Here is a 13,088-nt window from a genome sequence, read left to right as displayed (position 1 = left end):
CACGGCGAGAAGGGAGCACTCGTGCGCCGACTGGTGGCCATCGTCAACTCCTCGGCCGGGGGCACGGACGACGACGTGCTGTCGCGGGTCCTGGCCGAGCTGGCCGGGCACGCCGACACCGTGGAGGCCCGGATCAAGGACCCGTCCGAACTGGCCGCTCTGCTGGGGGAGCATCCGGGGCGCGACCCGGTGGTGCTGGGCGGCGACGGGTCGCTGCACTGCCTGGTGGCGGCGCTGGCCGAGCGCGGCGAGCTGGGGTCCCGCACGGTCGGGCTGGTCCCGCTGGGCACCGGCAACGACCTGGCCCGGGGCGTCGGGCTGCCGCTCGACCCCGTGGCGGCGGCCCGGGTGGCGGCCACCGGGGAGCCGCACCCGCTGGACCTGCTGCGCGACGACGACGGCGGCGTCGTGGTCAACGCCGTGCACGCCGGGGTCGGGGTCGAGGCCGCCCGGACGGCCCGGCCGCTCAAGCCGTTCCTGCGCCGCTTCGCCTACGCCGCCGGCAGCGTGATCGCCGGCGTGCGCACGCGCGGCGCGCCGCTGCGGGTGGAGGTGGACGGCCACGTGGTCGCGGACGGGCGCCGCCGCGTGCTCATGGTCGGCATCGGCAACGGCCGCACCATCGGCGGCGGGACGCCCGTCACGCCCGGCGCCAGCCCCGACGACCGGCTCGCCGACGTGATGGTCTCCTTCGCCACGGGCCCGCTGCGCCGCCTGGGCTACGGCCTGCTGCTGAAGCTGGGCCGGCACACCGGGCGGGCGGACGTGGTGACGGTGCGGGGCCGCCGCGTGCGCCTGTCGGGGCCCGCGGTGCGCGTCAACGCCGACGGCGAGCTGACCGGCCCGTACACCGACCGCACCTGGACGGTCCTCCCCCACGCCTGGCGCCTCACCCTGCCACACGGCCCAGGCCGCCAGGGCTGAAGAGGTCCGCCGGGGCTCGTAGCATGCGCGCATGACCACGCACGGTTTCGGGCTCACCGCCGAGGGCCCGTTCGACTTCGCCGCCTCGCTGCGTTTCGTCGAGGACTGGCCGGCCACCAGCGCGCTGCCCTCCGACGGCCGGACGCTGCGCTTCGCCTACTGCGCGGAGGCCGACTGGCTGCCGATCGGCGTGAGCGTGACCGGCGCGCCGGGCGGGGTCGCGGTCGCCACGACCCGGGCCGCGGGCCCGGCGATCCGCGGCGAGGTGGCGCGCATCCTCTCGCTCGACGTGGACGGCGCCGGGTTCGCCGAGGTCGGTGCGGCCGACCCGGTGCTCGGCGACCTGCAGCGCCGCCGCCCCGGCCTGCGGCCGGTCTGCTTCTGGAGCCCGTGGGAGGCGGCCTGCTGGGCGGTGATCGTGCAGCGCTCGTCCATGCTGATCGCGTCCCGGATCAAGCAGCGCGTCGCCGAGCGGTACGGCGCGACGGTCACCGTGGACGGCCGGAAGTGCACGGCGTTCCCGCCGCCCATGACGCTGCTGGACGCCGGCGGCCTCGGCCTGCCCGCGCAGAAGGAGGAGTGGCTGCGCGGGCTGGCCCGGGCGGCGCTGGACGGCGTCCTGACGACCGAGCACCTGCGCTCGCTCGCCCCGGAGGAGGCCCTGGCCGAGTTGCGCGCCCTGCCCGGCGTGGGGCCGTTCTCGGCCGGCCTGATCCTCATCCGCGGAGCGGGCGCGCCCGACGCGTTCCCGGGCGACGAGCCGCGCCTGTTCGCGATCCTGCGCGAGGCGTACGGCCTGCCGGAGGACGCGCCCCCGTCGGCGTACCGGAGGCTGGCCGAGGCGTGGCGGCCCTACCGTTCCTGGGCCTCCTTCGCGTTCCGGGCCTCCACCTACGGCGTCATGGACGACTGAGCGCCCGGCCGGATCCTCGGCCGGGACTCGCGCGCCACGGCCCGCCCCTCGCGCCGGTACAGGATCGCGCGGGCGGCCACCACGACGCAGACGACGCCGAGCAGCAGCCCCCACGTGATGTCGGTGAGGAAGTGCATGCCGCGGTACAGCCGGGAGAAGGCGACGGAGAGCGGGGCGGCGATCCCGAGCGTCCAGACCACCACCTGGAGCGCCCGGTTGCGGAGGTGCGTGGTCAGGACGAGCGCGAGCCCGCAGTAGAACGCGACGGCGGCGCTGACGTGCCCCGAGGGGAAACTGGAGGTCGGCGGGGCCGGGTCGAGGTGCTCCACCGGCGGCCGGTGCCGCCCGACCACCTCGGTGACGGCCAGGAAGACCAGCGACTGGCTCCAGACCGCCACGACGAGGAAGACCGACTCGCGCCAGCGCCGGTACGCCAGCCGGAAGGCGATCGCGGCGATCGCGGTGAGCGCCACGATGTACGGCGTGTCCGACAGGCTGCTGCCGAAGTCGGTGAGCGTGTTCCACAACGGGGTGCGGTCGGCGGCCAGCGCCCGGCTGACCCCGGCCTCGCCGGTGGGCCAGGCGAGGATCAGCTCGCCCACGCCGTACGTCACGCCGCCCATGAGGAGCAGCGGCAGTAAGATCGTCAGGGCGTAGTACTTCACGTGCTCAGCTCTTCTGGACATGGCTCACCTTCACCGGTTCGGGGTCCACTCCTTCAGTCAGCGGCGAGACGGGCCTGCGGCCCTGCTCACGCCGCCACGTCTCGAATCCCGCGGCGGTGGCGGCGACCACCGCGGCGCCCAGCACGATCCCGGCGACCACGTCGCTCACCCAGTGCACGCCGAGCGCGATCCGGGTGTAGCCGACCGACAGCACGAGGAACCAGGCGAGCGCCCAGGCCACCGCCTTCCCCCAGCGCGGCAGATGGGGCAGGAGCAGCAGGACGATCACTCCCGCGCCGAGCGTCACGTTGACCGCGTGGCCCGACGGGAAGGAGTCGCCCGGCGCGAGCGCGACGGGGTCGGGAAGGTGCGGCCGGGCCCGCGCGACGACGATCTTCAGCGCGAGGCCGAGCAGCCCGCCCACGGTCACGGTGGTGACCGCCCAGACGGCCAGCCGCGGCGCCCCCTTGTACAGCAGCCAGGCGGCGTACGCGATCACCGCGATCCGCCACGGCCACGGCCCGAACAGGTCCGTCCACACGATGAGCACCCGGGTCACGCCGGGATGGGCGAGCGCGTACGCGTGCAGCCGCTCGGCGACCCCCGCGTCCAGCCCGTTGACCGGCATCTTCGCCACGACGAGCAGCAGGGTGAACGGGATCATGATGAGCGCCACCGCGAGGCTGGCCACTGTCAGGCGCAGCCCCAGCCGGCGGTCACCCTCGACGCGAGCCTTCCGCTGTCGACGCCCCATGGTCGTGGCCTCCCTCCGATGCGCGTGGGCCGTCGGCTACCCCGCCCGCGCCCGATGATTCCTGCCTGAAGGGGCTCGGCGCGGGTAGTGCCGGTGACATGTCCCCCACTGTGGCGGTCGTGGCGCACCGCAAGAAGATCCTGGGCGCGGGCCTGGACCGGCTCCGCGTGCTCATCACCGAACAGAACGTCGGCGACCTGCTCTGGTACGAGGTGCCCAAGAGCAAGAAGGCGCCGAAGAAGGTCCGCAAGGCGCTGAAGGAGGGCGCCGAGCTGGTGTTCGTCTGGGGCGGGGACGGCATGGTGCAGCGCTGTGCCGACGCGATGGCCGGCTCGGGCGTGCCGATGGCCATCCTCCCGGCCGGAACCGCGAACCTGTTCGCCAACAACCTCGGCATCCCCATCGACCTGGAGGAGTCGGTGCGGATCGGCTTCCACGGCCGCCGCGAGAAGCTGGACCTGGGTCTGCTCAACGGCGAGCACTTCGCCGTGATGGCGGGCGCCGGGTTCGAGGCCGAGATGATCGCCGACGCCGACGGGCAGGCCAAGAGGCGGCTCGGCAAGCTCAGCTACGTCAAGGCGGCGGTGAGGCACGTCGGCGGGCCGCTGGTGCCGATGACGGTCAAGGTGGACGGCGCGACCTGGTTCGAGGGGAAGGCGAGCTGCCTGCTGCTGGGCAACGTGAGCACGATCGCCGGCGGCGTCGACGCCTTCGACGACGCCCGGCCCGACGACGGCTGGCTGGAGGTGGGCGTCTCCACGGCCAAGGGGCCGCTCCAGTGGGCGCGGGTGCTCGGCAAGATGGCCGCGGGCCGTTCCGACGAGTCGCCGTTCGTCCGGATCACCCGGGCCAGGAAGGTGTCGGCGCGGTTCGGCGCGCCGCTGACGTACGAGCTGGACGGCGGCGAACGCGAGCCCACCACCCGCCTCAAGGCCAAGGCCGTGCCGGGCGCCCTCACCCTCTGCCTGCCCGAGGCCGCTCGTCCCGCCGAGGCCGCTCGTCCGTCGGAAGCCGTGCGGGTCTGAGGTCAGGGCGCGTCGCGCAGCGCGATCAGCTCCTCGTTCATGGCGTCGAGGAAGGCCGCCGCCGTGCGCAGCTCCTCCGGGCTGAACCGCCGCAGCGCGTTGTCGGTGGCGCGGCCGAGCGGCCGGAAGAAGGCGGCGGCGAACTCCTTGGCCGCGTCGAGGTAGTGCAGGTGGACGACGCGGCGGTCGTGCGCGTCGCGGACCCGGCGGATGTGCCCGGCCCGCTCCAGCCGGTCGAGGCAGGCCGTGACCGCGCCCGAGGTGAGGTTGAGCTCCTCGCGCAGCCGGCTCGGCGTGATCGGCGCAGGCGCGTCGAAGATCATGATCAGCGCCTGGACGTCGGTGGTGTGCAGCCCGTGCGCCCCGGCGAACTCGTGGGCGATGCGGTTGAACTCGGCGGTCATGCGGCGCAGGCGCACCGCGAACGACCGCAGGTCGATGTCCTCCCCGTTGCCGCCGTCCATGACGCAATGCTACATTAACTCAATTATTGAGATAGTCGATGATTGAGTTATATGGAGGCGACCCTATGGCGCGGCGATCGATCCGGTGGCTCGTGCCCGCACTGCTCGTGCTGGCCTGGCTGGCCGCGGGCGGCGCGACGGGGCCCTTCGCCGGACGGCTCACCGAGGTGTCCACCAACGACCAGGCGGCGTTCCTGCCGGAGAGCGCGGAGTCGACGCGCGTGCTGGAGGTGCAGGACCGGTTCCGCGAGGGCGAGACGCAGCCCCTGATCGTCGTGTGGACCTCCGACGGGAAGGACGTCACCGCCGGGCAGAGCGCCGAGGCGACCCGGCGGCTGGCCGCGCTGCGCGGCACCGAGGGCGTCGCCGGGACCCCCTCGCCCGCCCTGGGCTCGGACGACCGTCGCGCCCTGCGGGGCGTCGTCCCGCTCGCCCCCGACCTCGGCGACTCCCTCGGCGAGACCCTCGACCGGATCGGCGCGGCGGTGCGGGTCGACGGCCTGCGGGCGCGCCTCGCGGGCCCGGCCGCCACCCGGGCCGACCTGTCCGGGGCGTTCGCCGGCATCGACGGGCTGCTGCTCGGCGTCGCGCTGGTCACCGTGCTGGTCATCCTGCTCGCCGTCTACCGCAGCGTGCTGCTGCCCCTGATCATCATCACGGGCGCGGTGTTCGCGCTCGGCCTGGCGTGCGCCGTGGTGTACGTCCTGGCCGACCACGACGTCGTCCGGGTGGACGGTCAGGTGCAGGGCATCCTGTTCATCCTCGTCATCGGCGCGGCCACCGACTACGCGCTGCTGCTGACCGCCCGCTTCCGCGAGGAGCTGGCGGCCGGGGGCGACCGCTTCGCCGCGGGCCGCGTCGCGCTGCGGCGCTCGTTCGAGCCGATCGCCGCCAGCGCCGCCACGGTGGCCCTCGGCCTGCTGGCGCTGCTGCTCAGCAGCCTGACCAACAACCGCGCGCTCGGGCCCGTGGGCGCCATCGGCATCGCGTGCGCCGCGCTCAGCGCGCTCACCTTCCTGCCCGCGGCTCTCGTGCTGCTCGGCCGCGCCGCGCTGTGGCCGGCGCGCCCGCGCCCGGCCACCGCCGGCGACCCGGGGAACGAGGGTCCCGTGGCCACGACCGGCGGGCGCGGAATCTGGGGTCCCGTGGCCGCCACCGGCGGGCGCGGGATCTGGGGCCGCGTGGCCGCCCTGGTCGACCGCCGTCCGCGCCGGCTGTGGATCGCGACCGTCCTGCCCCTCGCCGCCCTCGCCCTGCTCGCGCCGCGGCTCGACGCCAGAGGGGTGCCGCTGGACGAGACGTTCGTGAACGACGCGCCGTCGGTCGCGGCGCAGGCGGCGCTGGCCGCGCACTTCCCCGGCGGTTCCGGGCAGCCCGCGGTCGTCGTGGCCCCCGAGGGGCGCGCGGCGGCCGTGGTGGCGACGGCCCGCCGTACCGAGGGCGTGTCGGAGGCCGCGGCGGTGACGCGCAGCGGGCGGCCGGGCGACGCCCCCAAGGTCGTGGACGGGCTCGTGCTGGTGGAGGCGACGCTGCGCGACTCCCCTGACGGCGACGCCGCCCAGGACACGGTCGAACGCCTGCGCGCCGCGTTCCGAGCCGAGGACGGCGTGCTGGTCGGCGGGTACAGCGCCCAGCGCCACGACACGACCGAGACCGCGAAGGGCGACACGCTGCGCATCGTCCCGGTCGTGCTGGCGGTCATCCTGGTCATCCTCGTCGCCCTGCTGCGCTCGCTGACGACGCCGGTGCTCCTGGTGGCGACCGTGGCCCTGAACTTCCTGGCCACGCTCGGCGTCTCCGAGCTGGTCTTCACGCACGTGCTCGGCTTCACCGGCAGCGACGCGTCGGTGCCGCTGTACGGCTTCGTCTTCCTGGTCGCGCTGGGCGTGGACTACAACATCTTCCTCATGTCCCGGGTACGCGAGGAGACCGCCCGCCACGGGGCCCGGGAGGGCGTGCTGCGCGGGCTGGTCACCACCGGCGGGGTGATCACCTCGGCCGGTGTCGTGCTCGCCGCCACCTTCGCCGCGCTGGTGGTGATCCCGCTGGCGTTCCTCGTCCAGATCGCCTTCATCGTCGCGTTCGGCGTGCTGCTCGACACCCTGGTGGTGCGTTCGCTGCTGGTGCCGGCGCTGGTGCGGGACCTGGGCGGGCGGGCGTGGTGGCCGAGCCGCCTGGCGCGCGCCGGGACGCCGCGGGAGCCCGCGCAGGCGGGAGCCCCGGCGCCGAGGTGAGCCGCGCGCGTCGCCCGCGCGGCTGATCCGGCGGTTCCGGGTCCCGGACGCCGCGTCCCGAGGTACGTTCGCCTCAAGCCACGCGGCGCGCCCCTCCGCCTTCCCCGGTGGTCCGGTCGCGCCGCCATGTCCCTGGGCTGGAGGGTCGCTCGTGGCACGAAGGCGCGGCAGGAGACGGGGCAGCGCGGTCGATCCGCCCCCGGCGCCGGCGGAGCCGCCGGAGGCGGGGCGGGCCGAGCCCGCCGCGTCCGGGAGGAGCAGGCCGGTGGTCGCGTGGGTGGCCGGGATCGCCGCCGCCGTCATCGGCACCGCGTCGGGCGTCGTGTTCACCGGCTGGTTCAACTCCCTCGGCCCGGCGGCCTTCGACGGGCTCGGCGGATCCCCGCCCGTCACCGTCGCGCACGTCATGCTGCAGAACGACGAGCTGGACCTCGCCCTGCGCGAGCCCGTGACGGCCTTCCAGGACCGGGCGATCCTGCTGGGACGCCCTGACGCCGCCCAGCGCGAGGCGTTCCTGGAGCGCTACCGGGCGGCCGGGATCGAGCGGATGCAGATCACCGTCGTCCTGGAGGGCAACCGGGCGGGGCTGCGCATCGCCGACGTGCGCCCGCGCGTCCTCGACAGCGCCCCGCCGTCCGACGCCGCCCTGCTGACGCCGTCGAGCGCGGGCGAGGCGCCCGCCATCGAGGTGGTCGCGGACCTCGACCGGCCCGTCCCGCGCCTGGCCACGAAGAAGGACCCGCGCACCCCGTACTTCTCCGCCCGGCAGATCGACCTGGTCAGGGGCGAGCGGGCGACGCTGAGCATCACGGCCACCACCAGGAGGGCGTACTACGAGTTCGACTTCGTGGCCACGGTCGTCAGCGACGGGCACGCCGAGGAGGTGCGGATCACCGCGCCGGGCGGCCGGCCGTTCCGCCTGACCGCCCGGTCCCGGGCGTACCGCGCCGTCTACCGCACCTCACCCGCCGCGGGCTGGGAGCCCCCTGTGGTCTGCCGGCGCGCGGAAGGGCACGCGTGCTGAGCGCCCGGGGCGTGGCGGCGTCGCTCGCCGCGGCCCTGGCGGTGTGCCTGGCGCCGGCCTCCGACTCGGCGGACGCCACGCGGCGGGCCGTGGGGTGGGAGGCGGTCTGGTCCGTGACCCTCACGCAGGGCTCGGACCGCCTCTGGCGGGACCCCGTCGGGGAGTACGCGGCCGAGGTGTCGCAGGGCGTCGTGGCGCTCGGCCTGGGGCGGGGTCCGGTCGTGGTCATCGACGCGGGGACCGGCCGGATCCGGTCCCGGATGCGGCCGGAGGGCTCCGGGAACGTGCGCCGGATCTGGGTCACCGGCGACACCCTCGTCGTCCAGCGCGGCGCCGCCCCGTCCGGCTTCGGCGCGCCGGCCTACCTGGCCGCGTACGACCTGCCGACCGCCGCCCCGCTGTGGGTGACGTACGTCGCGGGCGACGAGGAGTTCGCCGAGGTCACGCCCCGCGGCGTCGCGATCGCCCGCCCCTCCCGCCTGGACCTGTACGACCTGCGGCGCGGGACGGCCACGGGCGGCGTGCCGGTCCGGCCGGGCTGCGCGACGAGGGTTGCGGCGGCGGGCGCGGCCGTGGCGGTGCTCAGCGGCTGCCCGGGAGAGGCGCCGCGGCTGTCGGCGATCGACCCGGCCACCGGCCGGGCGCGCTGGCAGCGCGTGCTCCCGTACACGACGCCGCCCGGCGACCGCGCCGGGAAGGGCATGGAGACGGCCGTGCAGGGGACCGCCGACGGCTCCGTCCTGGTCCGGGTCAACCAGACCTCGCTGCTGTACGCGCCGGACGGCCGGCCGCTGCCGGGCGTCCTCTCCCCCGCCCCGGAGGCCCGCGTGGTGACCACGGGGCGCGTGCTGGCCCACTCCTTCGCCCCCGCGTCGCCCGACGGCCGGCCGGAGGCCGCGGTCACGCAGGCGTTCGACCCGGGCGGCCGAGGGCTGCTCCGGACCCGCCGGACGGGCGCGTCCGGGCCCCTCTTCGCGGACGGCAGGACTTTCGTCGCCATGGACGTCATGGGGTGGACGCAGGGGCTCACCTGGCCGCTCCCCGCGCACCTGACGTCCGTCGACGCCGTGACCGGGGAGACCGCCGACCTCCCGCTGCCGGTTCCGCACGCGATGGCCGAACTCGTGGGGGCGGGCGGCGGTCTGGCGTTCGTGCTCGATCCCGTTCCCGAGACGCTCGGCGGCGACGGGCCCGCCGCCCGGGTCACCGCGTACCGGCTGATGCGGGAGGAGCGGCCCCGGGCCGCGCCCCTGGGCGCCGTCGAGGCGTCGCGCTGGCCGGACGCCTGCCGCCTCCTCACCGCCGCGGACCTGGCCCCGCTCGGCGGCGGCCACCGCGCCTTCCCCCGGACGCCCGCCCCGCGCCTCCCACGACCCCTGGGAGCGGCGGACACGACGGGCACAGCGAGCGCGACGGGCACGACGGGCACGTCAGGCACGGCGCGCATGCCGGGCAGGGCGGGCGCGGCGGCGCCCGGTCACGTGGCCTGCGACTGGATCCCGCCCGCGGACGACGGGACCGTCGTCTTCGTCTCCGTCGAGTGGGCGGCGCCCTCGGCGCGCGAGGCGCGGGAGCTGTTCGCCGCCGAGACCGCCCGGCTGAAGGCGGACGCCGGCGTCAGGGTGCTCCCGAGCGGCCGGCCCGACGTCCTCCTCCACGGGCTCGGCACACCCGCGGGCACGCAGTTCCACGCCCTGGTCGTCGCCGGCCCGGTCGTCGCGCGGCTGATGACCCGCTCGGAAGCGGCCGTGCGGCTCCTCGGCCCCCGGCTGCGCGACAACCTGCGCGCGGCGACCGCCGGAGGCGCGCCATGACCCGCGCGCCGGGAAGAACCTCGGCCGGAGCGTGAACAACTCCGCGGATCCGGCCGTCCTATCAGGCATGATCCAACACACGACGGCCCGTGCCGCGCTGGGAACGTTCCTGGCCGCCGGCCTGGCCCTGGTCGGCCCCGCCACCGCCGCGCACGCCGCCACCGCCGCGCACGCCACCGAGGCCACCGACATGCCGGCCGCGCGCACAGCCGCCGCCCCCGAGCCGTTCGGCCCCAAGGGCTACGGGGGCGTCAGGCTGGGGATGAGCGCCAAGGCCGCCGCGGCCACCGGCAAGATCTCCCACCTGCCCGGGCAGGACTCCCCGAGCTGCACGAGCTGGCGGCTCAAGGCCCACCCGATCGGGCGCGACGCCGTGGGGCTCTACATCTCCAAGAAGCACGGCGTGGCGGTGATCTTCGCTCCGAAGGGCGCCAGAACCCCGGAGGGCGCCGGCCTCGGCTCCACGTACACGCAGCTCAAGAAGCTCTACCCCCGGCTGAAGACGGCCGCGAGCGGCTACCCCTACGTGGACGTGCCCGGCGACCCGCGGGCCTACTACTCGTTCCTGCTGCACAAGGGCAAGGTCTACGAGATGGCGCTGGGCCTGCACGCCCAGGACTGCGTCAACTGACCCCGCGCCAGGACGGGCCGCTCACCCGGACGGTGGCCGGCCCGTGGCCGTACCGGCAGCATCCCTGACGGCGCCCGCGGGGCCGCCCCTTCCGGGCCGCTACGGACCCTCCCCCAGGTGGGACAGGGCTTCCAGGCCGGCGCCCACCAGCCCGGCGTCCTCGCCGAGCCGGGCCGGGAGCAGCGGGACGGCCGACGGGCCCGGCAGCGCCTCGGCACGGTAGGCGGCCTCCATGGGGCCGAGCAGCGCCGGGCCGAGCATGGACACCCCGCCCGCGATGACGATCACGTCGGGGTCGATCAGGCCGGCGGCGCCGGCCAGGACGCGGCCCATGAGCCGCGCCGCCTCGCCGATGACCGGCGAGCCGATCCGGCCGATCTCCGCCAGGGGCAGTGCCTGACCGGTCCGCCGCCGGTGGGCGCGCTCGATGGCGGGGCCGGAGGCGTACGCCTCGATGTGGTCGAGCGCCCCGCACGAGCAGCGGACGCCCGCGTCCGCCGGGGCGGGCAGGTGGCCGATGCTCCCCGCGGTGCCAGAGACGCCGGTCAGCACCCGCCCCCCGGCGCAGACCGCCCCGCCGATGCCCGTCCCGATGGCGACGACCAGGGCCGTGCGCGCGCCGCGGGCCGCTCCGGCGCGCGCCTCGGCGGCCCCGGCGGCGTGGCAGTCGTTGAGGACGAGCGCCGGGAGCCCGAACGCCTGCTCCGCCGCCGCCTTGACGTCGGTGCCGGCCCAGCCGGTCAGCAGGCCGGTCGCCGAGGCGATGCGTCCGAGCGGGTCGACGGTGCCGGCGGTGCCGACGCCGCAGACGGCGGCCCGCTCCGCCAGCGGCCCGGCGAGCTCGGCGACGGCCCGCAGGATCTCCGGTCCGCCGCGGGGGGTGGCGGTCCTGCGCCGGTGGAGGAGGGTGCCGTCCGGGGCCACGAGGCCGGCCGCGATCTTCGTGCCGCCGATGTCGACGGCCAGCGCAAGCGGGCTCACCGCGGGCCGGGTCATCGCGGTGCCGCGGCGGCCAGCCGCCGGGTGACGGAGATCGGGTCGGTGATCGCGCCGCCGACCACCACGGCCCACGCGCCCGCCGCGAACGCCTGCCGTACCTGCTGCTCGGTGCGGTAGCGGCCCTCGGCGATCACCCGTACGCCGCGCGCGGCGAGCGCGCCGACGAGGTGCAGGTCGGGATCGTGCGGCGTGGGGAGCTGACGCGCGGTGTAACCGGACAGCGTGGTGCCGACGACGTCGGCGCCGGCCTCCCAGGCGTCCATGCCCTCGGCGAGGGTCGAGACGTCCGCCATGACGGTCACCCCCAGGGCGTGGATCGGCTCGATCAGCTCCAGCCCGGGCCCGGGGGTCTCGGGCGTGAGGTCCACGGCGATCATGTCGGCGCCGGCCGCGGCGAGCCCGGCCGCGTGCTCCAGCGTCGGGGTGATCACGTCCCGGTGGCCGTGCCTGACCTTGTGCAGGCCGATCACCGGCGCGTCCGTACGCCTGCGCACCGCGGCCACGTCCTCGGCCGAGTTGATCCGCAGCCCCACGGCCCCGCCCAGCACGGCGCACTCGGCCAGGCGGGCGATCACCTCCGGGTCGCGCAGCGGATGACCTTCCGGGGCCTGGCAGGAGACGATCAGGCCGCCGCGCAGCCGGTTCATCCGAGTGCCCCTGCCACGAGCACCAAGGGCATGCCCATTTCGGGGATCCTCATCTCTCGCTCCTCAGGAAGTGCCAGGACTTGCTGGGAACGGTATAGACCCCACCTCGTGGCAGGGTCAAGATATTGGAGTACACCAATTCACGATAGAGTCTTGGGCCATGACGACGGAACGCCCCCCGGCCAAGTCCGGCCGGCTGCGCCGGCACCTGGTCGACCTGCTGGTCGGCGAGCTGGCCCCGCACGAGCGGCTGCCCACCGAGCGCAGCCTGGCCGAGGAGTTCTCCGTCAGCAGGCTCACCGTGCGGCGCGTCCTGGACCAGCTCGAACGGGAGGGACGGGTCTACCGGGTGCAGGGCTCGGGCACGTTCGCGAGCGAGCCGCGCATCCACAAGTCCGTCGAGCTGACCTCCTTCAGCGAGGACATGCGCTCACGCGGCCTGCGCCCGGGGTCGCTGGAGGTCAGCTGCGAGCGGATCCCGGCGGGCGCCGACATCGGCGCCGCCCTGCGGATCAGCCCGTCGGCGAAGGTCCTGCACATCCGCCGGGTCCGCACCGCCGACGACGAGCCGATGTGCCTGGAGCACAGCTACCTGCCCGCCGAGCTCGTGCCCGGCGACCTGGAGCCGGAGCTGCACGGCTCGCTGTACGAGGTGCTGTCGTCCCGGTACGGGCTGACCCTGCACCGGGCGGAGCAGACGATCAGGGCGACCGTGCTCGGCCCGGACGACGCCCGGGCGCTCGACGCGCCGCCGTTCTCGCCGGCCTTCCTCGTGCGGCGCGTCGGCTTCGACGCCCGCGGCCGGGCCGTCGAGCGCGCCGACTCGCTCTACCGGGGCGATCGCTACTCCTACCAGCTCACCATCTACCGCGACGCCCCGTAGGCGTCACGCGTCCGCCGGACCCCTGAGCCACCGCTCTTGGAGCCCGGTGGTGCCGGTCTTGCGGACCGCTTGGAGGAGCCCGTGGAGTGATCGCGACAGGGTTGACACGAA

At 75.6% G+C, this 13,088-nt stretch carries 13 protein-coding genes; 8 read left to right on the top strand and 5 right to left on the bottom strand.

Annotation, left to right across the window (positions count from 1 at the left end):
* The first annotated feature begins 21 nt into the window (after nucleotides 1–21).
* Nucleotides 22–924: a diacylglycerol/lipid kinase family protein gene (locus tag HT134_RS20925; protein ID WP_175602088.1), complete on the top strand. Its 903-nt coding sequence runs from the start codon at nucleotides 22–24 to the stop codon at nucleotides 922–924.
* A gap of 31 nt (nucleotides 925–955) precedes the next feature.
* Nucleotides 956–1,837, top strand: coding sequence for a DNA-3-methyladenine glycosylase family protein (locus tag HT134_RS20920; RefSeq protein WP_175602087.1), 882 nt, complete (start codon nucleotides 956–958; stop codon nucleotides 1,835–1,837).
* Here the strand turns inward: HT134_RS20920 and HT134_RS20915 are convergent.
* Complete coding sequence (locus HT134_RS20915; protein ID WP_175602086.1) at nucleotides 1,816–2,523, bottom strand: phosphatase PAP2 family protein; 708 nt, start codon at nucleotides 2,521–2,523, stop codon at nucleotides 1,816–1,818. The genes HT134_RS20920 and HT134_RS20915 overlap by 22 nt on opposite strands.
* Nucleotides 2,507–3,256 (bottom strand): phosphatase PAP2 family protein, encoded by a 750-nt coding sequence (locus HT134_RS20910; RefSeq protein ID WP_175602085.1) that lies wholly within the window; start codon nucleotides 3,254–3,256, stop codon nucleotides 2,507–2,509. The genes HT134_RS20915 and HT134_RS20910 overlap by 17 nt, the downstream gene beginning before the upstream one ends.
* 98 nt (nucleotides 3,257–3,354) lie before the next feature.
* Between HT134_RS20910 and HT134_RS20905 the strand changes: the two genes are divergently transcribed.
* Nucleotides 3,355–4,281, top strand: coding sequence for a diacylglycerol/lipid kinase family protein (locus tag HT134_RS20905; protein ID WP_175602084.1), 927 nt, complete (start codon nucleotides 3,355–3,357; stop codon nucleotides 4,279–4,281).
* Between the two features lie 2 nt (nucleotides 4,282–4,283).
* Here HT134_RS20905 and HT134_RS20900 read toward each other — a convergent pair whose 3' ends face one another.
* Complete coding sequence (locus HT134_RS20900) at nucleotides 4,284–4,745, bottom strand: MarR family winged helix-turn-helix transcriptional regulator (RefSeq protein ID WP_175602083.1); 462 nt, start codon at nucleotides 4,743–4,745, stop codon at nucleotides 4,284–4,286.
* Nucleotides 4,746–4,810: 65 nt separating this feature from the next.
* Here HT134_RS20900 and HT134_RS20895 point away from each other — a divergent pair, with 65 nt between their 5' ends.
* From HT134_RS20895 to HT134_RS20880, 4 genes are all read left to right on the top strand, one after another.
* Complete coding sequence (locus HT134_RS20895; RefSeq protein ID WP_175602082.1) at nucleotides 4,811–6,979, top strand: MMPL family transporter; 2,169 nt, start codon at nucleotides 4,811–4,813, stop codon at nucleotides 6,977–6,979.
* Nucleotides 6,980–7,244: 265 nt separating this feature from the next.
* Nucleotides 7,245–8,003, top strand: a complete 759-nt coding sequence (locus HT134_RS20890) for a hypothetical protein (RefSeq protein ID WP_175602081.1) — start codon at nucleotides 7,245–7,247, stop codon at nucleotides 8,001–8,003.
* The gene (locus tag HT134_RS20885; RefSeq protein ID WP_175602080.1) at nucleotides 7,997–9,817 is read left to right on the top strand and encodes a PQQ-binding-like beta-propeller repeat protein; all 1,821 of its coding nucleotides are present in this window, start codon (nucleotides 7,997–7,999) and stop codon (nucleotides 9,815–9,817) included. Before HT134_RS20890 ends, HT134_RS20885 begins: the two co-directional genes overlap by 7 nt.
* 67 nt (nucleotides 9,818–9,884) lie before the next feature.
* A complete protein-coding gene (locus tag HT134_RS20880) occupies nucleotides 9,885–10,448 on the top strand; it encodes a hypothetical protein (protein WP_175602079.1) in 564 nt (187 codons plus the stop codon).
* 99 nt (nucleotides 10,449–10,547) lie between these two features.
* Here HT134_RS20880 and HT134_RS20875 read toward each other — a convergent pair whose 3' ends face one another.
* Both HT134_RS20875 and HT134_RS20870 read right to left on the bottom strand, forming a co-directional pair.
* Entirely contained in the window at nucleotides 10,548–11,429 is an 882-nt protein-coding gene (locus HT134_RS20875) for an ROK family protein (protein ID WP_175602078.1), read from the bottom strand.
* An 11-nt stretch (nucleotides 11,430–11,440) separates the two neighbouring features.
* A complete protein-coding gene (locus HT134_RS20870) occupies nucleotides 11,441–12,094 on the bottom strand; it encodes an N-acetylmannosamine-6-phosphate 2-epimerase (protein ID WP_175602077.1) in 654 nt (217 codons plus the stop codon).
* Between the two features lie 160 nt (nucleotides 12,095–12,254).
* On the opposite strand from HT134_RS20870, the gene HT134_RS20865 reads away from it, so the two are divergent.
* A complete protein-coding gene (locus HT134_RS20865) occupies nucleotides 12,255–12,977 on the top strand; it encodes a GntR family transcriptional regulator (protein WP_175602076.1) in 723 nt (240 codons plus the stop codon).
* Nucleotides 12,978–13,088: the final 111 nt, after the last annotated feature.

Source organism: Nonomuraea rhodomycinica (assembly GCF_013363995.1).
GTDB lineage: Bacteria > Actinomycetota > Actinomycetes > Streptosporangiales > Streptosporangiaceae > Nonomuraea > Nonomuraea rhodomycinica.
Note: the sequence above shows the minus strand (reverse complement) of the source record. Positions and strands in the feature narration are given on the sequence as shown.